The sequence below is a fragment of the Nostoc sp. DedVER02 genome, from assembly GCF_034530675.2.
Classification (GTDB): domain Bacteria; phylum Cyanobacteriota; class Cyanobacteriia; order Cyanobacteriales; family Nostocaceae; genus Nostoc.
Genome location: NZ_JAVRCP020000037.1, coordinates 19153 through 45291, shown reverse-complemented (window position 1 = coordinate 45291; position 26139 = coordinate 19153). Strand labels below are relative to the sequence as shown.

At 40.4% G+C, this 26139-nt stretch carries 22 protein-coding genes and 1 pseudogene; 14 read left to right on the top strand and 9 right to left on the bottom strand.

Annotated elements, in window-relative coordinates; genetic code table 11:
* Positions 1 to 95 precede the first annotated feature (95 nt).
* Both RMZ41_RS26030 and RMZ41_RS26025 read left to right on the top strand, forming a co-directional pair.
* Complete coding sequence (locus RMZ41_RS26030; RefSeq protein WP_322639946.1) at positions 96 to 1736, top strand: alpha/beta hydrolase; 1641 nt, start codon at positions 96 to 98, stop codon at positions 1734 to 1736.
* Between the two features lie 493 nt (positions 1737 to 2229).
* Complete coding sequence (locus RMZ41_RS26025) at positions 2230 to 2709, top strand: DUF4383 domain-containing protein (RefSeq protein ID WP_322639945.1); 480 nt, start codon at positions 2230 to 2232, stop codon at positions 2707 to 2709.
* A gap of 67 nt (positions 2710 to 2776) precedes the next feature.
* On the opposite strand, the pseudogene RMZ41_RS26020 reads toward RMZ41_RS26025, so the two are convergent.
* From RMZ41_RS26020 to RMZ41_RS26000, 5 genes and pseudogenes are all read right to left on the bottom strand, one after another.
* Positions 2777 to 3117 (bottom strand): annotated as a pseudogene (locus RMZ41_RS26020) (four helix bundle protein).
* A 91-nt stretch (positions 3118 to 3208) separates the two neighbouring features.
* Complete coding sequence (locus tag RMZ41_RS26015; protein WP_322639944.1) at positions 3209 to 5104, bottom strand: CheR family methyltransferase; 1896 nt, start codon at positions 5102 to 5104, stop codon at positions 3209 to 3211.
* A gap of 604 nt (positions 5105 to 5708) precedes the next feature.
* Entirely contained in the window at positions 5709 to 6329 is a 621-nt protein-coding gene (locus tag RMZ41_RS26010; protein WP_322639943.1) for a chemotaxis protein CheB, read from the bottom strand.
* A gap of 109 nt (positions 6330 to 6438) precedes the next feature.
* The gene (locus RMZ41_RS26005; protein ID WP_322639942.1) at positions 6439 to 7344 is read right to left on the bottom strand and encodes a polyphosphate kinase 2 family protein; all 906 of its coding nucleotides are present in this window, start codon (positions 7342 to 7344) and stop codon (positions 6439 to 6441) included.
* Positions 7345 to 7678: 334 nt separating this feature from the next.
* Positions 7679 to 8272: a hypothetical protein gene (locus RMZ41_RS26000; RefSeq protein WP_322639941.1), complete on the bottom strand. Its 594-nt coding sequence runs from the start codon at positions 8270 to 8272 to the stop codon at positions 7679 to 7681.
* A gap of 386 nt (positions 8273 to 8658) precedes the next feature.
* On the opposite strand from RMZ41_RS26000, the gene rpmI reads away from it, so the two are divergent.
* The 4 genes from rpmI to RMZ41_RS25980 all read left to right on the top strand — a co-directional run bounded on the left by rpmI (position 8659) and on the right by RMZ41_RS25980 (position 10699).
* The gene (gene rpmI, locus RMZ41_RS25995) at positions 8659 to 8856 is read left to right on the top strand and encodes a 50S ribosomal protein L35 (protein WP_174708400.1); all 198 of its coding nucleotides are present in this window, start codon (positions 8659 to 8661) and stop codon (positions 8854 to 8856) included.
* Positions 8857 to 8875: 19 nt separating this feature from the next.
* On the top strand, positions 8876 to 9232 hold the full coding sequence (rplT, locus tag RMZ41_RS25990; RefSeq protein WP_010997578.1) for a 50S ribosomal protein L20: 357 nt from the start codon (positions 8876 to 8878) through the stop codon (positions 9230 to 9232).
* Between the two features lie 12 nt (positions 9233 to 9244).
* Positions 9245 to 10060, top strand: a complete 816-nt coding sequence (locus RMZ41_RS25985; protein WP_322639940.1) for a transporter substrate-binding domain-containing protein — start codon at positions 9245 to 9247, stop codon at positions 10058 to 10060.
* Between the two features lie 114 nt (positions 10061 to 10174).
* Positions 10175 to 10699, top strand: a complete 525-nt coding sequence (locus RMZ41_RS25980; protein ID WP_322639939.1) for a tetratricopeptide repeat protein — start codon at positions 10175 to 10177, stop codon at positions 10697 to 10699.
* A gap of 97 nt (positions 10700 to 10796) precedes the next feature.
* Here RMZ41_RS25980 and RMZ41_RS25975 read toward each other — a convergent pair whose 3' ends face one another.
* The gene (locus RMZ41_RS25975; RefSeq protein ID WP_322639938.1) at positions 10797 to 10934 is read right to left on the bottom strand and encodes a hypothetical protein; all 138 of its coding nucleotides are present in this window, start codon (positions 10932 to 10934) and stop codon (positions 10797 to 10799) included.
* 144 nt (positions 10935 to 11078) lie between these two features.
* On the opposite strand from RMZ41_RS25975, the gene RMZ41_RS25970 reads away from it, so the two are divergent.
* On the top strand, positions 11079 to 13061 hold the full coding sequence (locus tag RMZ41_RS25970; RefSeq protein WP_322639937.1) for a primary-amine oxidase: 1983 nt from the start codon (positions 11079 to 11081) through the stop codon (positions 13059 to 13061).
* A gap of 301 nt (positions 13062 to 13362) precedes the next feature.
* On the top strand, positions 13363 to 13932 hold the full coding sequence (locus tag RMZ41_RS25965) for a peptidylprolyl isomerase (protein WP_322639936.1): 570 nt from the start codon (positions 13363 to 13365) through the stop codon (positions 13930 to 13932).
* Between the two features lie 327 nt (positions 13933 to 14259).
* Here the strand turns inward: RMZ41_RS25965 and RMZ41_RS25960 are convergent, their stop codons facing one another.
* The gene (locus RMZ41_RS25960; protein ID WP_322639935.1) at positions 14260 to 14790 is read right to left on the bottom strand and encodes a GNAT family N-acetyltransferase; all 531 of its coding nucleotides are present in this window, start codon (positions 14788 to 14790) and stop codon (positions 14260 to 14262) included.
* Between the two features lie 199 nt (positions 14791 to 14989).
* On the opposite strand from RMZ41_RS25960, the gene RMZ41_RS25955 reads away from it, so the two are divergent.
* A complete protein-coding gene (locus RMZ41_RS25955) occupies positions 14990 to 16870 on the top strand; it encodes an ABC transporter ATP-binding protein (RefSeq protein ID WP_322639934.1) in 1881 nt (626 codons plus the stop codon).
* Between the two features lie 255 nt (positions 16871 to 17125).
* Here RMZ41_RS25955 and RMZ41_RS25950 read toward each other — a convergent pair whose 3' ends face one another.
* Positions 17126 to 18064 (bottom strand): hypothetical protein, encoded by a 939-nt coding sequence (locus RMZ41_RS25950; protein ID WP_322639933.1) that lies wholly within the window; start codon positions 18062 to 18064, stop codon positions 17126 to 17128.
* A 1035-nt stretch (positions 18065 to 19099) separates the two neighbouring features.
* Here RMZ41_RS25950 and RMZ41_RS25945 point away from each other — a divergent pair.
* Positions 19100 to 19495 (top strand): hypothetical protein, encoded by a 396-nt coding sequence (locus RMZ41_RS25945; RefSeq protein WP_322639932.1) that lies wholly within the window; start codon positions 19100 to 19102, stop codon positions 19493 to 19495.
* 296 nt (positions 19496 to 19791) lie between these two features.
* Here the strand turns inward: RMZ41_RS25945 and ileS are convergent, their stop codons facing one another.
* A complete protein-coding gene (gene ileS, locus RMZ41_RS25940) occupies positions 19792 to 22743 on the bottom strand; it encodes an isoleucine--tRNA ligase (RefSeq protein WP_322639962.1) in 2952 nt (983 codons plus the stop codon).
* Positions 22744 to 23039: 296 nt separating this feature from the next.
* On the opposite strand from ileS, the gene RMZ41_RS25935 reads away from it, so the two are divergent.
* From RMZ41_RS25935 to RMZ41_RS25920, 4 genes are all read left to right on the top strand, one after another.
* Complete coding sequence (locus RMZ41_RS25935) at positions 23040 to 23408, top strand: Crp/Fnr family transcriptional regulator (protein WP_322639931.1); 369 nt, start codon at positions 23040 to 23042, stop codon at positions 23406 to 23408.
* A gap of 158 nt (positions 23409 to 23566) precedes the next feature.
* On the top strand, positions 23567 to 23932 hold the full coding sequence (locus tag RMZ41_RS25930) for a Lin0512 family protein (RefSeq protein WP_322639930.1): 366 nt from the start codon (positions 23567 to 23569) through the stop codon (positions 23930 to 23932).
* Between the two features lie 169 nt (positions 23933 to 24101).
* Positions 24102 to 25460, top strand: coding sequence for a Rieske 2Fe-2S domain-containing protein (locus RMZ41_RS25925; RefSeq protein ID WP_322639929.1), 1359 nt, complete (start codon positions 24102 to 24104; stop codon positions 25458 to 25460).
* Between the two features lie 178 nt (positions 25461 to 25638).
* Positions 25639 to 25977, top strand: a complete 339-nt coding sequence (locus tag RMZ41_RS25920) for a hypothetical protein (RefSeq protein ID WP_322639928.1) — start codon at positions 25639 to 25641, stop codon at positions 25975 to 25977.
* The last annotated feature ends 162 nt before the right edge of the window (positions 25978 to 26139 follow it).

Below are 26139 nucleotides of genomic sequence, written 5' to 3'. Positions count from 1 at the left end.
GCTTTAAAAGAAAGTGGCAAAAGGCAAAAAATATTTTCCTCCTACCTGCTGTCCTCTGCTTTTCTTGGGTAATGTACTCTTTAAAGTGGCATGTAATGACTCCTATTAGAAATAAACAAACTGTCTGGCAATTGGCTTTGAGGGTTTTTAGCGTAGGATTACTGCCTGTACTAACTGCTTATCCCGCTTTCGGTGCAGAGCGGATAAAATTTAATTACGGTGCTTTAGAACGCTCTATCTCAGTTAGTTCACTTGAAACCTATGCTAGAACTGGCAAAATGGATGATGAGTTGGTTGCATATAGTCGGTATATAGATAAAAAACAACTAACTCAACTGCGTCAAACCTTATTAACTCCTATTAACTTAAATGAAGTAGCTGTTTCGCAGTTTCTTTATACACCAACTGGTGAGCGTCTATTAAAAACATTAGGTAAAGTTATTCAGACAGAATCTAGATTATCAGGGTTTTATGCAATTCGTGCAGCACTGATTTTAGCCGCCGCAGATTCAAATAATTTTACTCTTTTAAATGTCTTAAATAAATTTCCTGCTAGTGAAATTTCAATTAGTTTAAGCCAAAGTTTAGAAATTGTAAATGCATTACAGAATTTAGCAAATCAAACGCAAGATGCAGTAGCACTGATTAATCAACAATCACAACAAAAAACAACTACTGGTTCTATAGTTAATCCGGCTCAATTGATAGACTTAGGAAAAAGTGGAAATTTTCGTTTTTCTAAGCAAACTATCGTTCTCAATGACTTAAGTCGTAACAGAAGTTTTCCAGCCGATATTTACCTTCCTGTTGCCCAAAATCCTCGTTCGATAATTATCATTTCGCATGGGCTGGGTTCCGACAGGACAAGTTTTGCATATTTAGCTGAACATCTCGCTTCTTATGGGTTTGTAGTTGCTGTTCCAGAACATCCTGGCAGTAATTCAAAACAAATAGAAGCTTTATTAGCAGGTACAGCAGATAGAGTTACCAATCCTAGAGAACTCATTGATAGACCTTTGGATATCAAATATTTACTAGATGAACTCACTCGGTTATCAAAGTCTAACTCAACATTTAGAGGGCGTTTAAATCTAGAGCAAGTTGGTGTAGTGGGGCAATCCTTTGGTGGCTATACAGCATTAGCATTAGCAGGGGCTAAGATTAATTTTCAGCAATTACAAGCTAGTTGTCCGACTTTTGAAAATACATTAAATGTTTCGCTCTTACTTCAGTGTTTAGCTATCAATTTACCAAGTAGTAGCTATAATAACTTATCTGATGCAAGGATAAAAGCAATAATTGCAATTAATCCTGTTGATAGTAGTATTTTTGGTCAAGCTAGCCTCAGCCAAATCAAAATTCCTGTGATGATTGTATCTGGCAGTGCTGATACTGTTACGCCTGCTTTACCAGAGCAAATTCAGCCTTTTATTTGGTTAACAACTCAAAATAAATATTTAGCTCTGATCAATGGCGGCACACACTTTTCTACTATTGCAGAATCACCAAATGCAATTGTTCCTGTTCCTAGCCAAGTAATTGGTGCTAGTCCAGCTTTGGCACGTCGTTATGTTAAGGCTTTGAGTATTCCCTTTTTTGAAAGTTATATCGCTGGACAGCCAAATTACCTTTCTTATTTGAGTTCAGATTATGTGAATAATATTAGTCAACAACCATTACCATTAAGTTTAATTAATTCTCTGACAGATGAGCAACTAAAACAAGCATTTCAATGAACTTAAATTGTGGTGAATTTTATTTTCAGAGCTAGAGTGGGCATCTTGCCTACTCCACAAAAAATTTATTTATTGGAGGATGTAAATTAAAATATTTTCAGCTAGTAAATTCCCCAATAATAAAAATCTTGAGATTCTGTAGAGGTAATTCATGAATTGCCTCTAAATTTTGTATTTAATGTATAAATTATAAAAATTGAAAAAAAGCTGTTTTAGCTATCACCTTAGATGTATAAAACTAAATTTAACGCTGAAACTTCTGATAGATAAGAAAAGATTTTTTTTGGGTTAAAACCTTAGATATAGGATTACTATTTGATTTTTGAACGAAATTAGATATTGTAGCGTGTGTTAGAACGGAGTTCGTAACGCACTATTATCACAGGTTTGATGCATTACGCTGTCGCTAACACATCCTACGGATATTTTCTCCAAATCGAACCGGATTCCTATATATCAGTATTAAATGATGGAATTAAAAGGATTGACTGCAATGGAAAATATCAACGCGGCAAAAATGACAGAGCGTTACATTTCTTTGGCGATCGGAATCTCTTATTTACTTTTAGGTTTAGCTGGATTTATACCAGCTTTGGTTTCATTACCAGGAACAAGTGAATCTTTTATTCCACTTGATGAATCTGTTGGCGCTTATTCTGCGGGCTTTGGTTATATATTTGGTTTAATTCCCACCAATTTCTTACATAATCTTGTACGCTGCGCCGTTGGATTGTTTGGAATTACTTCTTACAGCAATGCTAGTACTGCACGCCTATTTAATCGTGCTTTTGCAATTTCTTATGCCTTGCTAGCTGTTATAGGATTGTTGCCTTTGGGTAAGACATTTTTCGGCTTAATGCCACTATTTGGTTACAATGTCTTGCTCAATGCATTAGCTGCGATCGCATCTGCCTATTACAGCATTATCATCCCAGCTAAAGTTGCGGGTGTTAATGTATCAGAAAACGTTTAACCTCCTCTTGTATCCAATCAGGTTTGCAGGCAAGGGAGGCAGGGGGCAGGGGGCAGGGGAATAGAAATTAGCCTTTTATGAGCCAAGGGGATGGATTGTTGGTTATAGTTACCAGAATGCTTAAAACTCGGTTGTAAACTCCATAAAGTTCTCTGCCTGTATCAACGTCTAAATAACCACATTTCACAGCAAATTTAAGCCAAGTCTGAGTTTCTGCCGCAACAGAGCTTCTGAATCATTCAATTTTGCAATAAAAGCGGCTTCATAACGACGCTTTCTCCAAGATCCAGCAAGGTTTGCACAAACGGAGCGTGACGATCTACGAATTTGGTCAGTTAACGAATATCTTTCCTCTATAGGAAACTGCTTAGATAATTCAAAAATTTTCATGGCTATATCAAATGCCATTTTATATACTTCCAAATCTTCAGCCCCCTGCCCCCTGCTCCCTGCCCCCTGCTCCCTGCCCCCTGCTCCCTGCCCCCTGCCCCCTGCCTCTTTATCCCTGCTGTCGCCGTTCTTCCATTTCTTGACTAGAAATCATACTATTGACTCTCTCTACATCTGCCATCATCAAAATTGCTCCCTTTATATCCATGCCAAGCAATGGGGTGATTGCCAGGTAACATTTTATTTGCCTACCTCGACGATTGGTAGCGTCAAGGATCATTTCTTGAAATTGTTTTTTACCAGATAGAGAATCGCGGATAGGCGATCGCAACTGCTCAAGGGGTAGCCCAATGTCTAGGCTAAAAATAGACTTTCCGAGAACTTCATCAGTTCGCAGTCCCCATAAATCCTCTAACATGTAATTCCAAATTGAGATGTTAAAGTTGCTGTCAAATACCACTATTCCAGTTTGGAGACTTTTGAGAATAGAGATCATGAAAGTATTTGTACGATTAAGTTCTGTGGTGCGCTGGCTCAGTTCGTTATTAATTGTTTGTAATTCTTCATTGGTAGATTGAAGTTCTTCATTCATTGTTTCCAATTCTTCATTAGTAGATTGAAGTTCTTCATTAGTGGTTTCTAATTCTTCATTGGTAGATTGCAGTTCTTCATTAGTAGTTTCTAATTCTTCATTGGTAGATTGCAGTTCTTCATTAGTGGTTTCTAACTCTTGTTGCGAACGTTGCAGCGCATCTTGGAGTTTAATATAACGGGTGACATCATGAAAAGAGATGCTAACGCCTAAAAAACTGCTGTCTGCTTCTTGTAAAGGCGTAATTCGCACATCCAAATATTGGGTTTCTGTATTGGATAAATAACGCTCTACATTTGTCAGGGTAATTGGACGGCGTTCAGTATAAGCGCGTTCAATTAGCGATCGCAATTCAATCGGTCTATAGGAAAGTTCTAAATCGTGAAAGGGACGAGTTAAATCTCTGGGCGAAAGACCGAACAAATTCCGCGCGTGGTCGTTCACCATTACCAAAGTACCATTGATATCAATGACTACTTGGGCAATTGGTGATGTGTCAAAACCCAAGTCTCGCAGCCGCAGATGTCGAGATAAACGGTTGCTAGATTCCTCATCTGCTGTATTTGCCATAACTAAAAGGCGATCGCGGATATTAACCGATGATACCCGATTAAAGATTCGGTTTCTTAGGTCTATTGGGGTAAACAAAGTTGAATGCATCAATAACATCTCTGCTTTCCCCAAAAACAGATAGCCATTATCATTTAAAGCAAAATGAAACCGGGCCAAAATTCGCCCTTGAGCCTCAGAATTAAAGTACATTAATGCATTGCGGCTGACCAACAAATCTAAGCGTGAAATGGGCGCATCTTGAAGCAGATCGTGGCGACCAAAAATCACTGAGCGGCGCAAGTCTTGACGGAAGATATAACGATTACCGACAACCTCAAAATATTTCTGCCGCAGTTCATCTGATACCGCCTGGACATCTTTTGCTGAATAGACAGCTTGACGAGCTTGGTTGAGAGCATCTTCATCTATATCGGTGGCGTAGATTTTCACCCGTTGGCGAAATTCCTCTGCTCCCAATATTTCAGCCATTAGCATTGCTAAAGTGTAAGCTTCTTCTCCAGAAGCACAGCCAGCACTCCAGATGCGTATTTGTTCAGAAGATTTTTTATTGCTAATCAAATTAGGTAGGATTTGCTCTGCTAGGTATTCCCAAGCTGATGAATCTCGAAAAAAAGAGGTGACGTTAATTAGAATGGTGTTGAAAAGATAATTAAATTCTTCTGGATAAACTTCTAGGTAGTCTAAATACTCTTCAAAGCTTTCTATAGTCAATGACTGCATCCGCTTAGATACTCGACGCATTAAAGTCGAGCGCTTATAGCCTGTAAAATCAAATCCCCGGCTTTGTCTGAGATAAATGAGTAGATTTTCAAATTTGGGATCTCTTTCTGCGGAAGTCATAAGGTAGGGATTAGGGGTAGAAGGCACAAGAGTGAAGTTTTTATCCGTGCCTACGAGTATAAAAGGCTCATTAAAGGAGTTCTGAGCCTCATTAATGAGTATCAAAGGCTCATTAAAGGAGTTCTGAGCCTCATTAATGAGTATAAAAGGCTCATTAAAGGAGTTCTGAGCCTCATTAATGAGTATAAAAGGCTCATTAAAGGAGTTCTGAACCTCATTAATGAGTATAAAAGGCTCATTAAAGGAGTTCTGAGCTTCATTAATGAGTATAAAAGGCTCATTAAAGGAGTTCTGAGCCTCATTAATGAGTATAAAAGGCTCATTAAAGGAGTTCTGAACCTCATTAATGAGTATAAAAGGTTCATTAAAGGAGTTCTGAACCTCATTAATGAGTATCAAAGACTCATTATTGTATATATTTTCTTTGCCCCCTAATCCTTCAATTAGTTAGATTATCGTAAATAGATGGGCATAAAGTAAATAAATATAATATGTTCCGTCATTGCGAGTGTTCGCGGAGCGTCTCGAAGATAAGCGAAGCAATCGTAGAGTCTCTGAGATTACTTCGCAACGCTTTGCAATGATATTTTATACTTAAGTATGCCTACGTACTTACAACTAAATTCATCATTGTGCTGGAGATTTCATTTAGGGGGAGAATAAAATCTACATTGCCAGTTTCAATGGCAGCTGAGGGCATCCCCGGAAATTCGGCGGTTTTTACGTCTTGGACAATGATAATACCGCCCATTTTTTTTATTGCTTCTACTCCCATCGCTCCGTCGCTACCTGTTCCAGTTAGGACAATAGCGATCGCTCTTTCTTTATAAGTGGCTGCAACCGATTCAAATAATAAGTCAGCCGAAGGACGTAAAAAATGTACTAATTTCGACTGTGATAAGGAAAGTGTACCGTCATCGTTAACTAACAAGTGACGATTGGGTGGAGCAATATAAGCCGTTCCAGGGGTGAGGTAATCTCCTTCCTTTGCTTGCTTGACAGAAATATCCGTGCGCCGACTGAGAATTTCTGCCATGAGTGACCGATGTTCAGGGGCAAGGTGTTGCACAATAGCGATCGCGGCTGGGAATTTTGCGGGTAGAGTCGATAGCACTTTAATTAGAGCAGTGAGTCCACCTGCTGAGGCTGCGATCGCTACAATATCAAAGGCAGCATTAGTAAAGTGAGGTGGATTATTGTTGGCTTCTTCTGCCGTTTGAATCATGATTTTTTGGCTGTCAGTACCAACCAACCTTGTTAGCTACAGAGAGCATTAATAAATTTACAATTATTTATCTTTCCTGATATAAATCATACAATATATTTGACCTAATTTACTTTTTTTTGCCTTTATCTGTTGAACTTGTCTGTTCATCTTCTTGCTCTAGAATGCGTTTTGCCTCTAAAAGTTGCTGCTTATGTTCATCGCTAACTGTTGGGTATTGCAGATTTAGTTCTTCTAATTTTGTGCAGATGATATTGGCAACTACCAGGCGTGTAAACCATTTGCGATCGGCAGGAATAATATACCAAGGGGCGGATTTTGTACTAGTATTGTTGAAAACATCTTCATAAGCATTCATATAATCATCCCAAAAAGCTCTTTCTTTGACATCGCTATCTGAAAACTTCCAATTCTTTTCAGGAAATTCAATCCGTTCTAAAAAACGTTTTTTCTGCTCTGCTTTAGAAACATTGAGAAAGAACTTCAGAACAATCACACCATTATCTACTAAATATTTTTCAAAGTTATTAATTTCTTCAAAACGTTGTTTCCATATCTTATTCCCATCAGGAAAATAAGGAAGTTGTTGCTTTCTCAGCATTTCTGGATGGACACGAACCACTAGAGTTTCTTCATAGTAAGAGCGGTTGAATATCCCAATTCGGCCTCTTTCTGGCAAAGCCTTAGTTGTTCGCCACAGGTAATCATGGTCTAATTCTTCCGTACTAGGACTCTTGAAACTGAACACCTGAAATCCTTGTGGGTTTACACCAGAGGTAACATGTTTAATTGTGCTATCTTTACCAGCAGCATCCATTGCCTGAAAAATAATCAGCAAGGAATATGTGTTTTGAGCATAGAGAATATTTTGGTAATTTGCTAATCGCTCAATATCTGTCTGTAATTTGGTTGCAGCATCAGCTTTTTGATGAAAATCAGTTTTATAAGCAGGGTCATAGTCTTTTTTCAGAGAAATCTTTGAACCTGGTGGAACAATAAAAGCGTCGTAATTCATACAAGTAAGTAGGTGTGAATATTTATATCAGGATAACGCAGGAGGCATAGTTAGGTTCTTGCCAGTCGTTCTACTTATAACATTTCCTAACTGTTGCTTATACCGAAGCATATTGTGAAGTGCTGTAGGATTACTATTTGATTTTTGAACGAAATTAGGTATTGTAGCGTGTGTTAGAACGGAGTTCGTAACGCACTCTTATCACAGGTTTGATGTGTTACGCTGTTGCTAACACATCCTACGGATATTTTCTCCAAATCAAACCGGATTCTAATAGCGTAGGCGTTAGAAAATCCGCAAATGTAATTACGAATTACGAATTACAAATTACGAATTACAAATTACGACGCATCGCTTCCCGCCCCAACATAAACATCCCCGCAACACCCAAACTGACAAACCAAACATATTGATACCAGTATTGTCGAATCTGTTCACCAGTGCTGAGTTCTGGATGCAAGGTGTTCAAGTACAGCAGCAGCACTAATATCATCAGCGCCCCAAAACCAATAAAGCTTAAGCCAACATAAATTCGGACAGGTCGCAGTTCAAAATCACTAATACTGTCTAGGTCAATCTCTGCCAATTCCTTAAAGGATTCATCTGCAAAAGATGAGGTTGCTTGGAATTTATTGCTCAGTTTTGCTGGCAAAATCGGCAACAATGTTGCTACAGTCGGGCGGCGTAGTAAAGCCTCAGTATCTCGTAGTAATCGCAATGGCTTACGGGTAGTAGTAGTTTGCCAACCCAAAAATGCTGCGTGATGACTGGGTAAAGGGGAAGGGGTAAGGGGTAAGGGACTTGAAACCTTTGCCCCTTCCCCTTTACCCTTTACCCCGCCAAGTTCACTTGGTAAAGTAGTAGGTTGTTGAGTAAACTCTATATTGTCTGTGGAACTTGGTGTATTGGCTTTACTTTCAAAATCCATAGTGCGCTTCACAAGAACCAGGATATACATAGACTAGCGAATCAAGAGAGAAATTCGTGAAAAAGCAGAGGGCAGGGCGCAGGGCGAAGACGAAAAGGTACAAGCCAAGCCCAATACTACTCGAGTTTTGGATTTTGAACTTAGAATTGGGTTTGGGGAAAAGGTTAAAGGGGAAAGGTTCAAAGTTTTTTCTTTCCCTTTTCCTCAAAACCCGACAAGTATTGAAACCAAGCCGAATTGTGGACAAAAGCCCCCTTGCTCCAACTCTGGCTTGGTTGAGAGCAACAACCGCAAGTGCCGTGGTTTTTCTCCCCTGCGTTTACTTAATTTTCATTCCAGCAATTTTATTAGTATAATAATGGATCGTGTCGAATTAAAGCTATACCATGCCTAAACTCAAGACTCGTAAAGCCGCAGCGAAACGATTCCGTGCCACAGGCACCGGTAAAATCGTCCGTCGGAAAGCTGGCAAAAGCCACCTTTTAGAACACAAAACTTCTGACAAAAAGCGTAGCATGTCCAAAACCGCCCTTGTACATGAACGCGATGAACTCAACGTTCGCTTAATGCTCCCCTATTTGTAAGTCCTTCAGGAAATAAGTTATGACACGGGTAAAACGCGGTAATGTAGCTCGGAAGCGCCGCAATAAGATTCTCAAACTAGCTAAAGGTTTTCGCGGTTCTCACTCAACTCTGTTTAGAACTGCCAATCAACAAGTAATGAAGGCGCTACGCAGTGCCTACCGCGATCGCAAAAAGAAAAAGCGCGATTTTCGTCGCTTATGGATTACCCGCATCAATGCTGCTTCAAGACAACACGGCTTGAGCTACAGTCAGTTGATCGGTAACTTGAAAAAAGCTGATATCCAACTAAATCGCAAAATGTTGGCACAATTAGCTGTCCTCGATCCGGCTAGCTTTGGCAAAGTCGCTGAACTAGCAAGTCAAGCTAAAGGATAAAGGTGGCCACGGATGCATAACAGATGTAACAGATGGCAAGTAATTTCTCGGTTACATCTGGTATTATCCGCCATTATTTTTTGGATATCTTGCTTTTCCATAGTGGGGACAGGATTCACTGCATCTGCCGCCGAAATGCCAGAAATTCAGCAGCGCGGCTATGTGACTATTGCTGTCAAAGACAACTTGCGTCCCTTGGGATTTAGAGATGCCAGTGGCAATTTGCAAGGCTTAGAAATTGACTTGGCACAGCGATTAGCACTTGACTTGGTTGGGAAAACAGATGCTGTCAAATTGCAACCTGTAGCGAATCGCGATCGCCTGTCTGTAGTCTTAGACAAGAAAGTTGATTTTGCGATCGCTAGGGTGACAGCAACCGAGTCACGCTCTCGCATAGTTAGTTTCAGTATTCCCTACTATTTAGATGGCACTGTATTAGTTACAAAAGATCCCTCTGTGCAGCAGTTAAGCGATTTGGCAAAACAAAAAATTGCCGTCCTGAATAACTCCAGTACCATTGCTAGAGTTCGGTACTATGTGCCAAATTCCGAGTTGGTAGGAGTGAATTCTTATGAAGAAGCACGAGAAAAAATAGAAAGTAATGCAGCTTTTGCCTTTGCCGCAGATGCCAGCGTTCTGAGCGGTTGGGTACAACAATATCCTCAATATCGGCTACTGCCAACTAAGCTATCAACTGAACCCTTGTCTGTAGTTATGCCCAAGGGATTGCAGTACGATGAATTAAGACGAAATGTGAATCAAGCGATCGCTCGTTATTTAGAGCAAGGTTGGCTCCAGAAACGCTCTGAATATTGGGGTTTACCATAGGAGACGCGATGAATCGCGTCTGTACAAGAGTTAGAAGTGAAGAATTATCTTCCTCATGCCCAATAAGTTGATAATAGATTACAGAAGCAACTTTTAATATTTGTATTTGCAGCAATGGATAACAGTCTAGCCGTTGTTTATCTCTCAGTTTTGGTGGTTATACTCACAATTGCAGCCGTGGGTGTTTTTCGCCAAATTTTCAAAACTCGCAAAATGGAAGGCTCTTTTGCGAGATTGCGAAAGAAGTTAGAGAAAGAAAAGGGTACGACTCAAGAGTATTATGAGTTAGCCAGTATTTATTCAGAAAAAAAGTTGTATTCCCAAGCGATCGTGCTGTTTCAAAAAGCGCTCAAAGCTGCTGAAGAAGAGGGAGAAGAAAATATTGCCCCTATTTACAACGGACTGGGTTATATTTATTTTACTCAAGAGCAATATGACCTCGCAATCCGTCAGTATAAAGAAGCTCTGAAATCGAAACCAGACTATGTAACAGGGTTGAATAATATTGGACACGCTTATGAGAAGAAAAAGTTAACTACTCAGGCGTTACAAAGCTACGAAGAAGCACTAAAGCTCGATCCAAATAACCCTATTGCTAAACGCCGCGCTGAATCTTTACGCCGTTTGGTTTCTGCGTAATTGCTGAAGCGTCAAATAATTTTGGATTTTAGATTGAGCAACGCAAGATCAATGCGCTTGCTCTTTTTGATTTTGGATTGACGATAGCACAGCCTATTTATTTTTCAAACCTGAAGTAATCTACCCTAACTAAATCAGGTACAGAAATGACTTCCCGCCTACGCCCATCTGTGTCATAACCAAGAACTAAACCGAATCCTGGATTTTGAACTTGATAGCGATCGCCATGCCTCATACCATTTCACTTTAAGGTTGATACGAATAGGGAGCAGGGGGGACACTATCAGCAAATTAATTTAGCTTTAGCTCTTTAATTTATCGGGTTTCAGGCTTCGGCTTAGAAATAGATAACTATACGTCTTTTGTAAGAATGTAAAAGATGATTAAACGGCTAAGGCGTTTTTCGTGGCTAGCTATTGCCATAATTGTTTTCATATCTATCTCACTTGGATTAACGGGAATATTGACGGCTCAACAGCCTTCGATTTCTCATCCTCTCACTTCATTAACCGAGGTAGAAATTAGTACAGCCGTTTCGGTCATCCAAAGAGAAAAAACTTTGAGCGAAATGGCAGTTTTTCCCCTCATTACTTTACAAGAACCAGATAAAGAAGAAGTCCTGAAATTTAAACCTGGTAAAACTTTTGGGCGAAAAGCTTTTTTGGTTATTTATGAGCGATCGCAAAACAAAACATACCAGGGAATTGTCGATCTAACAAGCAAAACCTTAAGTTCCTGGAAAGAAATTCCCTCTGTTCAGCCTGCGATCGTCGCTTCAGAATATGAATTGGCAACTCAAGCTTTTAAATCAGATCCCCGATGGCAAGCCGCGATGCGAAAGCGGGGAATTACAGACTTCAACCAAGTAAAAATCAGTTGTTGGGCCCCAGGAATTTTGAGTAAAGAGGAAGAAGCAACAGGAAATCGTCTTTGTCGGGGTTTATTCTACTACAAGGGGAATCGCTGGAATTATTACGGCAGTCCAATTGAAGGAATATTGGGAACCGTTAATTTGAACACAGGTAAAATTTCCAGTTTGGTGGATAGGAGGATAGTTCCTTTTTCTAAGGAAAACTGGAACTATGATGTCAAGTTCTTGGGGAAATTACTTTCACCGCTTAAAGCCTTGAAGATTCTCCAACCTAATGGTAAAAGTTTTCAGATTAAAGACAATGAAATTAGCTGGCAAGGTTGGAAGTTTCGCTATGTAATGCATCCCCGCAGTGGGTTGGTGTTGTACCAAGTGACACACAGCGACGGCGAAAATATCCGACCAGTTTTATACCGCGCTAGCTTATCAGAGACGGTAGTACCTTATGGCGATCCAGATCCCACTTGGTCATTCAGAAATGCCTTTGATGTTGGGGAATACAATTTTGGTTCCCTAGCAACAACGATGCAATTAGGTAAAGAAATTCCTGAAAACGGTCTTTTGCTGGATGCTGTGTTTGCTAATGGCGACGGAGAACCTTATGTCATGCCAGGAGCGATCGGCATATATGAGCGAAATAACGGTATGCTCTGGAAGCATTATGATTATGGCACTCAGCGTAATGATGTTCGTCGCAGTCGAGAATTAGTAATGACCATGACTGCGGCCATTGACAACTATGATTACAGCCTTAATTGGATTTTTCACCAGGATGGGACTTTGGAAGTCCAAAATGAGTTAACAGGTATCGTCCTGGTGCAAGGAACGGCTGCACAAGAGCAATCTGAAGATAGTCCTTATGGTCGGCTAATCGCTAAAAATATCTTTGGAGTCAATCACCAGCACTTTTTCAATTACCGCCTAGATTTTGATGTCGATGGTCAGGCTAATTCTGTGATGGAAATGAACGTAAAAGCTTTGCCGATGGATGAGAAAAATCCATTAGGAAATGCGATCGCAGTTGCAGAAACCCCACTCGCAAAAGAAACGGCTGCTGTGCGCGATTTGGATATGAAAAGCAGTCGGGAATGGATGATTGTCAGTGCAGACAAGAAAAATTCGCTAGGGGCTGCACCTGGATATATGCTGATGCCTGAAGGAAATTCTAGATTTTTCCCAGTGGAAGGCTCAAAAATCCGTCAACGGGCAGAATTTGCGAATCATCACATTTGGGTGACAAAATATAAGCCTGCTGAACTCTATGCTGGGGGCGATTATCCAAACCAAACTCAACCAGGACAAGGCTTACCAAAATATATTGCCGACGATGAATCCTTGATGGGTGAGGATATCGTGCTGTGGTACACAATGGGCGTAACTCATATTCCGCGATCGGAAGATTGGCCTGTGATGCCCGTTCACCGAGTTGGCTTTAAGCTAGTCCCTAGAGGATTCTTTAGCCGGAATCCTGCAATAAATTTGCCTGAGTAAAATATTTCTAGCACTAGCCCTTTCAACGTGGGTAAAATTTTGTACAAGAAATTTCTCTTTAACCTCTTACCTCTGTGTTCTCTGCGCCTCTGCGGTTAAATAAATTGCTTTTCAACCGCAGAGGCACAGAGAACACAGAGAGAAAAAAGAGATTTTACCAGTTAGCTTGAAAGGGCTAGTCCTAATTTCTTTGCTCAAGTTTTCTCACTTCAGTTTTTTTGTCATGTCTAAAGAGAGCAACTTGAATGCTGATAAACTTATATAGGTCAAATACAGGCACTTGTTAAAAGTAGGATATCTAATGAACTTTCCAGAAATTAATATTCCCGGTAATGGCAAGCTGCACGCTCGTTTAATTACTTCCTTGGGTGAAATTGTAGTTCGTTTGGAAGAAGAACGAACTCCCAACACCGTCAAAAATTTTGTAGGTCTAGCAACTGGAACAATCGACTGGAAAGACCCTAAAACTGGTGCATCTGGCAAAGGAACTCCAGCTTACGATGGAGTTCGCTTTCACCGGGTAATTCCTGATTTTATGATTCAGTGTGGCGATCCCCTGAGTCGTTATCAGGATATGGCCAACCGATGGGGTACTGGTGGCCCCGGATATCAATTTGAGGATGAATTTCATCCTGAATTGAGACACACTGGTGCAGGTATCCTGTCAATGGCTAATGCTGGACGCGGTACAAATGGTTCGCAATGGTTCATTACAGAAGCACCAACGCCTCACCTTGACAACAAACACAGCGTTTTTGGTGAAGTTGTCGAAGGTCTAGATGTAGTCAGCAAGATTGCTAATGTGCCCACGACTAGAGATCGTCCGAATCAAGAAGTCGTGTTACAAAAAGTAGAAATTTTTCGGCAGTAATTAACACCATTTCCCTAAAATTTATATGTCCTAACATTTTAGGGAAATGGTCTAATATTTGGGATTTTGGGGCAATTATTTGCAGATTATCTTTGCCCATCTGCCGTTGATTAACCAAGGGTTTCTTACAGCACCATTGAGTTTGTAGCAGTGGTTATTATGAGCAATTGCTTCGCCGATGATTCTGTCGGTTGCGGTTGTGAGGGAACTGACATAGCACAAGCCTTGGTGGTTAGGACATCAATAAATGATGAAACTTAGACATAAAAAGACTTTTCACCCAGTCCCCAGTCCCCAGTTCCCAGTCCCCAGTCCCTTACTGTATTTTTAAGATTTCAAAATGTAAAGAGAATCATCAGGCTGCCATTCTGTGTGTGAGATAGCGTAGTACACTACATTATGACCGTAATGCCGAGTATTCTTTTCATACTTCATCCCTAACTTTTGAATCACACGTACTGAAGCGATATTTTCTGGATCGGCGATCGCTACTATCCGATCTAGCTTCACTTCCCAAAATCCAAACTTTAGAGTTGCAACAGAGGCTTCAGTTGCAATTCCCATATTCCAATAGGACTTGTCAAACACGTAGCCAAGCTCAACTTCCGGCGTATTTTCCAGAAAACCAAGTCCACAACGCCCAATCATTGTACCAGTTTCTTTGTGTATTACTGCCCACATCCCAAAGTTATGTTGTTGCCACTGTTGGATATGTTGGCTTAAACTAGCTTGGGTTTGTTCCCTTGTTCTTAACGACAGATACTTCATGACTTCTGCATCGCTGTAGAGGCGAAATAGGCAATCAAAGTCGTTGAGGTTGAAGTTTCTTAGTCGCAGCCGTGGAGTTTCTATTTCCATAATTACCCCAATTCAAATTTAAATTTGCAAAAACTCCATCCCGTAAGTGGCGTGGAGTTTTTCATCCAGGTCTTGAGGAGTATAAGGTCTTAATAGTAGTCTTGCCGTTTCTATCTCTGGCATGGTATCAGGGTAGCAGGCTAAACACTACTTTAAACAAAGGTATTTTTTTTATAAACATTAATATAATGCTCTTACTATGAGCATCTACCAATCCCTGAAAAAATCTTATACGCAACCTCGTCGGCGTGAAAATGACTGGCGATTGTTTTTGCGTTTAGTGCCCTATGCCCGTCGTAACGGGAAACTATTGGCACTATCGATGTCCCTACTCGTACCGATCGCACTAGCTAATGCCATCCAACCTCTGTTGATTGGTCAAGTTATCTCTCTAATTCGCCATGAACCTAGCGCTTACGAATTTCTCAGGAATCGTCCCTTGTCTCAAGGGCTGAATATTCTAGAGGGATTATTGTTTGTTGCGATCGCAATCCGATTGGTTTTAACAGGCTACCAGGGTTATTTAGTACAAAAACTAGGGCAACAAATCACCGCCGCCATTCGCCAAGACTTATTTCAGCACGTAACATCTCTAGCAGTACGGTTTTTTGACCGCACACCCGTAGGTAAATTAATCACCAGAATCACCAGCGATGTGGAAGTGCTAGGCGATGTCTTTTCTACTGGCGCAATTGGCATTGTGTCCAATATATTTTCTATGCTGGTGATTTTGGGTTTAATGTTCTCCATCCAATGGCAACTTACTTGCTTATTGCTATTTATGCTGTTACCAGTAAGCTGGTTAATTGTTTACATTCAGCAGCAGTACCGCAAAGCCAACTACAAAGGGCGGGAAGAACTTTCTATATTGAACTCACAGTTACAAGAAAATGTCCTTGGTATTAACGTCGTGCAGCTGTTCCGCAGAGAAAAATTTAATGCCGAACTGTTTCGCGCCACCAACAGCCGTTACACTCAGCAAATGGATAAAACCATTTTTTATGATTCATTTATTTCAGCAACTTTAGAATGGATTGGGCTGATTGCGATCGCAGCTGTTTTATACATGGGTGGTTGGTTACTCTTAGGAAAAAGTTTAGCTTTTGGGACTTTATCTGCATTTATCTTGTATGCCCAACGATTATTTGACCCTTTAAGGGACTTTGCTGAAAAGTTTACAGTCATTCAAGCTGGTTTTACTGCCATTGAGCGCGTAGGCGATATATTAGATGAACCAATAGAAATCCGCGATCGCGCCAACGTCCGCTTCTCAATATTTGATGCTAAATTCGGTTACATAGACGAGATCGTTGCCAATTTAGAATCTCCAGATGTTACTTCCCCGCCTGAACTGGGAGAGATTCGCTTTGATCGCGTTTGGTTTGCTTACAAAAATGATGATTACGTAATTAAAGACTTAGATTTCACCATTCGTCCTGGTGAAAAAGTGGCATTAGTGGGCCCCACAGGTGCGGGTAAAACTTCGATCATCCGGCTTTTATGCCGCCTCTACGAACCCACCAAAGGACGTATTCTCATCGATGGCGTAGATATTCGAGAAGTGCCACAAGCGGAACTGCGGCGCTACATGGCAGTAATTTTACAAGAAGGCTTTTTGTTTGCTGGTGATGTTAAAAGCAACATTTCTTTAGGAGATGGCTATACCATTGAACAGATTCAACAAGCAGCAGAGCAAACCAATATTGCTCAGTTTATAGAAGAACTACCCCAAGGTTATGATACTCAACTTCGAGAACGGGGGACAAATATTTCTAGTGGTCAAAAGCAACTTTTAGCCTTTGCGCGGGCTGCTATTCGCAATCCCCAAATTTTGGTACTAGATGAAGCTACCGCTAGTTTAGATGTTGGCACAGAAGCTTTAGTTCAAGAGGCATTAAATCAGCTATTGCTTAGACGTACTGCTATTATTATCGCTCACCGCCTATCTACAATTCGCAATGTTGACCGGATTTTTGTTTTGAAGCGTGGCGAATTAATCGAACAGGGAAGCCACGATCAATTACTGGAACAAGGAGGACTTTATGCTACTCTGCATAACTTGCAGATGTTGGGAACTTAAGATATTTTCAGAATAAACTCAACGGATGAAAAAGCGATGTTTTTTAACGCGGCGATTAGTGTAGAACAACTCCTAGCGCCGCGCTAAACGATTCCTTCTTTTGCATAAAATGCTTTATGAAGAAAATTTAGGTTCAAAACCTCGCCCCTTGTGGGCGAAACAATCTTTATATCCCAAGGTAGGTAGAAACCCCACCCCTTCCTTATAGGTGGCTGTATTTAATTTTTAATTTTTAATTTTTAATTTTTAATTGATTCATATCTCTTTCGTTCCTTCAAGTAATTTAGTTGTTTCTCCACTCGAACCATATAGCTCAACAAACCTTTTAAATAGCAATGCAGTTTCGTGATTTGAAGCCCTACTTGATTTGAATAAACGCCCGATGTTTTTATCAGCTAAAGCTCTTAGATACGGCAAATCTTCAAATAGTGTCAAACAAGAAGCAAAATGCAATATTATTTGTAATAAGGGCTTTGGCCATTCTAGATCACTATAAATATCTATAAAGAACTGGTGTTCTGAGTCATTTAACGGAAAGGCATGAAATATAACAATTATCCTTTTGTTATTGTAGACCGGAATACTCAGTTCAACAGTGTAGGGAGTATGTAATATTAAATCTACCTCCACAATCGGTTGTCGCCACATTCTCAAAGGATTAGCTGGCGAGTCTAGTATTGTCTGGAATTTGATTATTCCACCCGTTTGGGTAGGCTGGAAGTGGCTAACTTGAAAAATTTTCAGGTTATTCAGGCTAAAATGATGAACGGTTTCTAGATGTTTTAGATTTAACAGATGATAAATTTGGCAAATATAAGGAAACGGTAGAATATACTCTTGGCTAATCATGTGAAGCTTTTTTACTTGAAGCTTATTAGCTTGAGTCCGAGCGATATATTCTTGATACTGACTAGGCTCTAAATCATTGCTGTTGAAGCTTTCATCAGGCTTGAGATATAGCCAACTTACAAAAAAGAAAGAGGCTGTAAATAATTGAAATATCTCTGTATAAGATAAATATCCATCAGCAAATGCAGCTATACTTCTATCGGTTATTCCAAAAAGCCAAGATGGAATTCCAAACATCCAGATATTACTTTTGATTTGATCTATCAAAAGCGCTATATCAACATTTGAAACATTACTGTCTTTATTGATACTTAATTGATTATTCTTAAAACAACTAGAAAACATAATGTTTTGATTAACTTAATACTAGTAATCAATAGCTGTAACACATGTATTAAGTTTAAATAAAGATATATAAGCGCAACCTCTACCTTTAGCTATATAATGCGATTTTAGATTGATTATTTTTATCTTAAAGGCTTTGATGATTCCATCTGTTGCAATCATTTTCTAACGGAAATAAGTATAAGTAAGTAGATAGGTGTAATTACATATAAGATCAAACCTCACCCTCAATCCCTCTCCTTACTAATACCATTTCACGAAAATAATAAAACAGATGCAAACCCTGAAAGCCTGACTAGGTAGGACTTTCTTAATTACGAATTACAAATTACGAATGATTCTTCCATACCAGTAGAGTAGTTCCAACAGCGATCGCACTTCGTCTAGGCTTTGCCAACGCATTTTTCGCCGTCTGCATTCACTACACCAATTACCCAGTCTTCTGTTTGTGCTGTATATTTTAATTTTTCTAGTGCATCAGCAGAATCTAATAATTCCACTCAACTAATTGTTTTCTACACTCTCAATTGCACAAAACCAATATTTTAATTACGAATTAATTTTTTAATAAATCGCCACAGCAGGGAAAAGGGTAGAATTAATATCGCCTTTAATATTTGTATCCTGCCCTTGAATATGGTTTGCTATCTAACTTATTAATACACTGCCTTTGTTCTAAATTCCAAAGACGCGATAAATCGCCGTCTCTACAAAGGATTGATTATTGTAGAGACGGCGATTTATCGCGTCTAGTGCTTTATCATCGCTGTTTCATCAACAAAAGCAACTGTTTCATCAATAAAAGCAACTATTTCATCAATAAAAGCAACTGTTTTATCAATAAAAGCAACTGTTTCATCAACAAAAGCAACTGTTTCATCAATAAAAGCGACTATTTCATCAACAAAAGCATAATTTTGGTGATAAATACTGATAATTATATCGTATTTAATACTTTTAAATGAGGGTTTTACTGAACTTAGATACAGCTTTAGTAAGGCAAACTAGCTCTAAGGCAATAAAAAGGATACATTTATGACTGCTCAAAAACGTACATATCGCGTTTTAGAAAAAGCTGAATTAAGACTGGCGGGATTTAAAGCGATCGATCCGAGTATGGATTTTGGGGATATTCGCAACTTGCAAAACGTGACACAACTAATTGAGCAGTATCGTAGCAAGATAGATGCTTATAATACTGCTCTAGCCGTGATCAACTCTTCTAGAACTGAAATGGATGAATTAGACAAAAACTTAAATGACTTGGTTGAGAAAATGCTGATTGGAGTTGCTTTCAAATACGGTAAAGACAGCCATGAATATGAAATGGCGGGTGCTGTTCGCAAAAGCGATCGCATCCGCAAAAGTCAGGCGACACGTTTGAAGAATTCAGAGCAAAAATCTAGTCAATACGCAAAAACCACTGAGTAATTTTGAATTTTATACCAATTTCAAAAAGAGACATCTCCGACAATGAATAGACTTCTTGGCAAAAGTCGGGAAAAGGGGAAGGGGAAAGGGGGAAAGGTTTGTTATTTTTCCTTTACCCTTTAACCTTTACCCTTTTCTCCTCTCTTGCAAAAAGCACTTTTGCAAGAGGTCTAATATAGAGACGTAGCACTGCTACGTCTCTACAAGGGTTCTAGATAACGCATATTTAATTTGTGGAAATGTCTAATTTGGGCGGGCAAGATGCCCACCCCACAAGAGTTATGAGTTTTATTCTGTTAAAACTCTCCGGCTAAGGCTGCAACACACCGTTCGCAAATTAAGGGATGTTCTGTTGATTCTCCCACATGGGTAGAGTAGTTCCAACAGCGATCGCATTTTTGACCATCTGCATTCACTACAGCAATTCCCCAGTCTTCTGTCTGCGCTGTATATTTTAATCCTTGCAATGCTTCAGCAGAATCTAATAATTCCACCTGGGAAGTCAGCAATAAATACCGCAGTTCATCAATTCCGTTACCCTTAACAGGATTAAAGGCTTTGATAGCATCGCCTAACTGTTTGTCAGGTATATGAATCAAAGCTTTCGCTTCTAAGGAAGAACCAATGAGTTTTTCTATCCTGGCTTGTTCTAACACCTTATTAACATCGGTGCGGAGTTGTCGCAGTGTTTCCCAAAATTCCGCCAATTCTGGATTACGCCATTTTTCCTCAATCTGCACCCAACCCGCCTCAAACACAGATTTGTAAGGTGTTTTGTAAGGGAGAAATTGCCAGATATCCTCAGCGGTGTGGGATAACACTGGTGCGATCGCTCGTGCTAAATTATCTAAAGCTATTTTCAGCACCGTTTGACAACTGCGACGGCGAAAAGCATTTGGCGCACTGATGTACAGCCTATCTTTGGCAACATCTAAATAAAAGTTGGATAAATCCACCACGCAGAAATTCTGCACTGTTTGGAAAAAGCGGAAGAATTGGAAACTCTCAAAGGCTTCGGTAACTTCCTCAAACACTTCGCTGATGCGGTGCAGCATATAACGGTCAAGTTCTGGTAATTCCTCGAAGGGAACAGTATCTTTTTCTGGGTCAAAATCATCCAAGCTACCCAGCAAAAACCGCGCCGTATTGCGAATTTTGCCTCTAACATCATTCATCTGCTTGATGATATTTTTCCCAATGCGGACATCGCCGGAGTAATCAACCGATGATACCCACAATCTCAAGACATCTGCACCATAAGCCGGTTCTACTTTTTGATTTTTACCGCCTTCAATGATTGCATTTGGGTCAATCACATTTCCTTCTGACTTACTCATCTTCCGCCCTTGTTCGTCTAAAGCGAAGCCGTGAGTTAGCACAGTTTTGTAAGGTGGAATATCATTTACCGCTACACTGGTGAGCAAGCTTGACTGAAACCAACCGCGATGTTGGTCGGAACCTTCCAAATATATATCAGCAGGGTAGTGTAATTCTGGACGCTGTTGGACTACAGATGCCCAAGATGAGCCAGAATCAAACCATACATCCATTGTGTCTGTACCTCTGCGGTAAGACCGTCCATTATGACGATAGGATTCCGGTAATAACTCTTCAACAGGTAATTCCCACCAAGCATCAGAACCTTTTTCAGCGATAATTGCTTGAGCGTGGTTGATAACTTCCTCATTCAGCAGTGGTTCTCCCGTAGCTTCATCGTAGAAAACGGGAATAGGTACACCCCAACTGCGCTGACGAGAGATACACCAATCGGAACGTTCCGCCACCATTGGCGTGATGCGATTTTCACCTTGGGCTGGAATCCATTTTACCGTGGCGATCGCCTTTAGTGCTTCTTCTCTAAATCCTTCCACAGAAGCAAACCACTGTTCAGTGGCGCGGAAAATCGTCGGCTTCTTCGTCCGCCAATCATAAGGATACTTGTGCGGATATGGTTCTTCTTTCAACAAAGAACCAGCCGCATTTAAAGCATCAATCACCGCCTGATTCCCATCACCCAGCACATTCAACCCAGCAAATTCTCCCGCCTCTTGGGTAAAATTGCCGTTGTCATCCACTGGCGCAAGGATGGGCAAACCGTAGCGCTGACCAACGATGTAGTCTTCTTGACCATGACCAGGTGCAGTATGTACTAACCCAGTACCAGACTCAGTTGTAATATAATCACCGCCGACAACAATCGGGCTTTCGCGGTCAAATAGGGGATGACGGTAAGTTGTATGTTCTAAATCACTACCCTTGAATGTGGCTTTGACAGTTAACTCAACTCCCAAGGTTGAAGATAAACGTTCGACTAAATCAGCAGCAACGATGAGATAGCGGAACCTCACCCCCTCAGTCCCCTTTTCCGTTAACAGAGAGGGGGAAGCCACTTCTTCACTCCCCCTCCCTGCTTGCGGGGAGGGGGTTGGGGGGTGGGGTTCTACTTCCACTACTGCATAATTCAAATCTGCATTCACCGCCACCGCCAAATTCCCCGGAATTGTCCAGGGTGTAGTTGTCCAAATAGCCACACCCAAATCAGACTGATATTCTGCCAACAGTGGTTTTACAGCTTCCGCCAAACTTGTGATTGCAAAAGCTGCATAGATACTGCGGGAAACGTGACCTTCAGGATATTCCAACTCAGCTTCAGCCAAAGCGGTTTTAGAACTGGGACTCCAGTGAACCGGCTTTAAACCGCGATAGATGTAGCCTTTTAAGAACATTTGACCAAACACGCCAATTTGAGCCGCTTCATAAGTCGGCTTCAGAGTTAGATAAGGATTATCCCAATCACCCCAAATACCGTAGCGTTTAAAATTTTGGCGCTGATTATCTACCGTAGCTAAAGCAAATTCTTCCGCTTTTTGGCGCAGTTGTAAAGGTGTTAAATTTTGCCGTTCTGCTGACTTCATGTTCTGCAAAACTTTTAACTCAATTGGCAAACCGTGACAATCCCAACCAGGAACGTAGCGAACTTTACGCCCTTTTAGCATTTGGTAGCGATTAATAATATCTTTGAGAATTTTATTTAAGGCATGACCAATATGGAGTGAGCCGTTAGCGTAGGGAGGCCCATCGTGCAGTATAAATAATTCGCCGGGGTTATTTTCAAAAAGGCGATCGTAAATTTTATTTTCTTCCCAAAATTTTTGGATTTCAGGCTCACGCTTGATAGCGTTTGCCCGCATCTCAAAGTTAGTCTTGGGTAGGTTTACAGTATCTTTGTAACTTCCTGATTCGGTCACAGTCTCATGCCTAAAATTAGGTGTACAGGTTTTATCAATTATAGAAGATGGCATGAAAACCAAAATTCCCTATTTGAACATGAGTGTAAAGGGGACTGGGGACTGGGGACTGGGGACTGGGGATTGGGTACTGGATTGATAAACTCTTTCCTAGTCCCTAGTCCCTGTTCCCAGGGAAAGGTTTCTTGGTAATTAGGGGACTAATCAGAAATTTTGCGGAGATTGGGAGTTAGCCAACAGAAAGTAGTATACTTTTCTGGATTCGCCTAAAAACCAATAATTTTGGGGTTGCTCTAATGCTAAGTCCTGTATTAACAGTCAGTATCTTTCAAAAACAACCCGATCCTAAAACATTTTCAGCAGGTGAGGTCATCTTTGAAGAAGGACAGCCTGGTAATGAAATGTACGGCATCATCGAAGGAGACGTGGAGCTATTAGTGAATGGCAAAGTTGTAGAAACCATTGATACAGGCGAAGTTTTTGGTGTCGGGGTACTTGTAGGAGTAAAAAATAGAACTTATACAGCTATTGCAAAGGTGGATACCAAACTGGGTTTCCTTGATGAAAGCAAATTTCTCTTTGCTGTTCAGGAAACACCCGTGTTCGCCCTACAGGTGATGAAAAGTTACTCAGAGCGTCTGAGTCGTTTGCAACGTATGGTGTGAATGGGGTAGGGGGCAGGGGAAAAGAGGTATGTCTGGATCTTATTGCAGAACTCTGTGTGAAGAGTGTTGTAGAGAAGGGATGCAGTATTGTAAGTGAGCCTCCTGCCCTCAGCAAGCTCTTTTGGTGGCGAAAGGTGTAGAATCTACTGGAGATAGCAATGGCACGTAAACGATTAATTATTGAAATGGGGATGGGAATAGATCAACATGGACAAGAACCAACAGTAGCAGCATCTAGGGCGGTACGTAATGCGATCGCTCACAATGCTTTACCTGGTGTTTGGGAAGTCGCAGGTTTAAGTCACCCCAATGAAATGATTATAGAGGTTCAAGTAGCAGTGCCATACCCAGAACAAGTTAGAGAAGAAGAGGTATTAGCTGTATTACCCTTTGGTCACAAAAGCCTAACTGTAGAATCAGGGGGGATGATAGTTCAAGGGACGGCTATTCCTGAACTCAATGATAAAAATGATGAAATGTTAATTGCGATCGCAGCTGTTACAGTTCTAATCGAAAGTGATTAACTGAGGTAAAAAAGACAACATTTAGTTAATCAAATGACATATCTAAATAGGAACCTTCCAACCCATTTACATTGTTAAATATTGCAGTTTTAACCTAAAAATATTCTATCTCTAGGACTAATAATTTCCTCATTCAAAGGTATAAGATTATAGAAACCTGGAGAAAAATATGTCATTAGAAACAGAGACACTACAGGCTACACCACCAACTTCTACCTTTGAAACAGTTGAAGAAAAGCAAGAGTTTAACTGGAGGCAATGTTGGTATCCTGTTACCTTTGTGCAAGATTTACCTGTAAACCGCCCTTATAGCTTTTCGTTGTACGATGAACCCTTGGTTTTGTTTAAAGACCAAAATGGACAGTTTATCTGTTTAACAGATCGTTGTCCTCACCGTACAGCAAAACTTTCTGAAGGACAAATTATTGACGGCAAAATTGAGTGTTTATATCACGGTTGGCAGTTTGGTAGTGATGGTCAATGTCTGCACATTCCCCAATTACCAGCAGATGCGAAAATTCCAGCGAGTGCTTGCGTGCAATCCTTTAAGGTTGTGGAACGCCAAGGCATGATTTGGGTTTGGGCTGGCGAAAAAGAAACTGCTGTTGATGAAATTATCCCGATTTTACCAGATTTAGACAAGCCAGGATTTTTGCATACAGACTTTATCTTGGATCTACCTTATGACCAAACATATTTAGTAGAGAACGTCATCGATCCGGCTCATGTTGCTATTAGCCATCATGGGATGAGAGGTGGTAGTAATCGGAAAAATGCCCAGCCCCTAGAAATGGAAGTGCTAAAGAGTTCAGTTAAAGGAATTCAAGGTAGGTGGCGAGGAATTAATAAATCAAATGAAGCCTGGAAGTATGTTGATTTTGTGGCTCCAAATCTTGTTCTGAACAATGCTTATATTGAAGATAAAGGCTGGACATTTGGGTTAGCTTTGTATTCAATTCCTTTAGGTAAAGGGCGATGCCGTCTTCTAGCTAGAGGTTATCGTAATTTCATGAATTTAGGAGTCAAGCTCAGACCTCGCTGGCTGGATCACTTAAATACTAACAAAATATTAGAGCAAGATTTACCTCTGATTGTAGGACAACAATTAGAAATTGAACGTTTACAAACAAGTCTCAAGGAACTATATTTGCCTCTGAAAACATCTGACACCTTAGTGGTTGAGTACCGCAAGTGGCTAGATAAATTTGGATCGTCTTTGCCTTTTTATCAAGGCTATTCTACATGGAATAATGTTGAGAATGACGAGTTGAATCCAAAGCCGATTTTGTTAGATAGATTCTCGCGGCATATACTTATTTGTAGTTCATGCAATCGAGCTTATCGAGTTACAAATAGGGTCAAGCAAAGTTGTATCGGGATAGCGATCGCTCTAGCTGCTGTAGCCATACTTGCAGATGACTTTAAAATCAGAATAGCTGCAATATCGCTTTCTGTAGCAGCAGTTACAATGTCTGCTATGGCACAAAGGCTTAAAACTCACTTTGAGCATTCCTACACTCGTCACTAAAATAGGGATTGGGGATTGGGGATTGGGGGTTAGAGTCAGAATTCTTCCTAAGATTTAATTCATAATCCATAATCTTAGTCAAGATGAAGTTAGCTACTCTGCGCTAAAGTAAAAATATTGGGATCAAAATCTCTGGCAGTAAGTTCAAATACCACTAATCTTTACCACTGCGGCGATAATGTCTCAAGAGCATAACGAATCACTCCAAATTCAAGAGATCACCAAACTCAAACCGAAACACTTTGCTGATTTAATCAGATCGGCACAATTGATTTTCGACCCCACAGCCGGAGTTTCGGGAAGACGTATCACAGTTGACTGGGAACAATTTGGAATTCCCCGTGATGTGGCGGATAATCTCAGATTACTTGGTCAACAGTATCAATATGCATCACCTCACATCCCTGTTGAAGTCATTTGGAGTCAATTAACTCCCGAAACTCGTATTTGGTTCGTTCAAAACAAAGATAAGTTGTGGCAGCTTGAAGAAGCTTTCCCAGCCCTTGACGAAGATTAAACGGCTGAACCATTGAAAGGAATAGGAATTATTGCTAGGGGTATAACGACCCAATACTTTTCGGTTAAAGGGGAAAGTGAAAGGGGAAAAGGAGAAAGAAAACCTTTACCCTTTACCCAATAACTTTTCCCAAAACCCAATTCCAAGTTAAAAATGCTTAAG

What these genes read in the sequence shown, in the direction of transcription:
- RMZ41_RS26025 (WP_322639945.1), top strand. Translation starts at nt 2,230, where the DNA reads ATGGAAAATATCAACGCGGCAAAAATGACAGAGCGTTACATTTCTTTG.
- RMZ41_RS25950 (WP_322639933.1), bottom strand. Translation starts at nt 18,064, where the DNA reads ATGTTTTCTAGTTGTTTTAAGAATAATCAATTAAGTATCAATAAAGAC.
- RMZ41_RS25975 (WP_322639938.1), bottom strand. Translation starts at nt 10,934, where the DNA reads ATGAGGCATGGCGATCGCTATCAAGTTCAAAATCCAGGATTCGGTTTA.
- RMZ41_RS25980 (WP_322639939.1), top strand. Translation starts at nt 10,175, where the DNA reads ATGGATAACAGTCTAGCCGTTGTTTATCTCTCAGTTTTGGTGGTTATA.
- RMZ41_RS25925 (WP_322639929.1), top strand. Translation starts at nt 24,102, where the DNA reads ATGTCATTAGAAACAGAGACACTACAGGCTACACCACCAACTTCTACC.
- RMZ41_RS25965 (WP_322639936.1), top strand. Translation starts at nt 13,363, where the DNA reads ATGAACTTTCCAGAAATTAATATTCCCGGTAATGGCAAGCTGCACGCT.
- RMZ41_RS25985 (WP_322639940.1), top strand. Translation starts at nt 9,245, where the DNA reads ATGCATAACAGATGTAACAGATGGCAAGTAATTTCTCGGTTACATCTG.
- RMZ41_RS25970 (WP_322639937.1), top strand. Translation starts at nt 11,079, where the DNA reads ATGATTAAACGGCTAAGGCGTTTTTCGTGGCTAGCTATTGCCATAATT.
- RMZ41_RS25920 (WP_322639928.1), top strand. Translation starts at nt 25,639, where the DNA reads ATGTCTCAAGAGCATAACGAATCACTCCAAATTCAAGAGATCACCAAA.
- RMZ41_RS26010 (WP_322639943.1), bottom strand. Translation starts at nt 6,329, where the DNA reads ATGATTCAAACGGCAGAAGAAGCCAACAATAATCCACCTCACTTTACT.
- RMZ41_RS25935 (WP_322639931.1), top strand. Translation starts at nt 23,040, where the DNA reads ATGCTAAGTCCTGTATTAACAGTCAGTATCTTTCAAAAACAACCCGAT.
- RMZ41_RS25955 (WP_322639934.1), top strand. Translation starts at nt 14,990, where the DNA reads ATGAGCATCTACCAATCCCTGAAAAAATCTTATACGCAACCTCGTCGG.
- RMZ41_RS26030 (WP_322639946.1), top strand. Translation starts at nt 96, where the DNA reads ATGACTCCTATTAGAAATAAACAAACTGTCTGGCAATTGGCTTTGAGG.
- RMZ41_RS25945 (WP_322639932.1), top strand. Translation starts at nt 19,100, where the DNA reads ATGACTGCTCAAAAACGTACATATCGCGTTTTAGAAAAAGCTGAATTA.
- RMZ41_RS25960 (WP_322639935.1), bottom strand. Translation starts at nt 14,790, where the DNA reads ATGGAAATAGAAACTCCACGGCTGCGACTAAGAAACTTCAACCTCAAC.
- RMZ41_RS25930 (WP_322639930.1), top strand. Translation starts at nt 23,567, where the DNA reads ATGGCACGTAAACGATTAATTATTGAAATGGGGATGGGAATAGATCAA.
- rpmI (WP_174708400.1), top strand. Translation starts at nt 8,659, where the DNA reads ATGCCTAAACTCAAGACTCGTAAAGCCGCAGCGAAACGATTCCGTGCC.
- RMZ41_RS26015 (WP_322639944.1), bottom strand. Translation starts at nt 5,104, where the DNA reads ATGACTTCCGCAGAAAGAGATCCCAAATTTGAAAATCTACTCATTTAT.
- RMZ41_RS26000 (WP_322639941.1), bottom strand. Translation starts at nt 8,272, where the DNA reads ATGGATTTTGAAAGTAAAGCCAATACACCAAGTTCCACAGACAATATA.
- RMZ41_RS26005 (WP_322639942.1), bottom strand. Translation starts at nt 7,344, where the DNA reads ATGAATTACGACGCTTTTATTGTTCCACCAGGTTCAAAGATTTCTCTG.
- rplT (WP_010997578.1), top strand. Translation starts at nt 8,876, where the DNA reads ATGACACGGGTAAAACGCGGTAATGTAGCTCGGAAGCGCCGCAATAAG.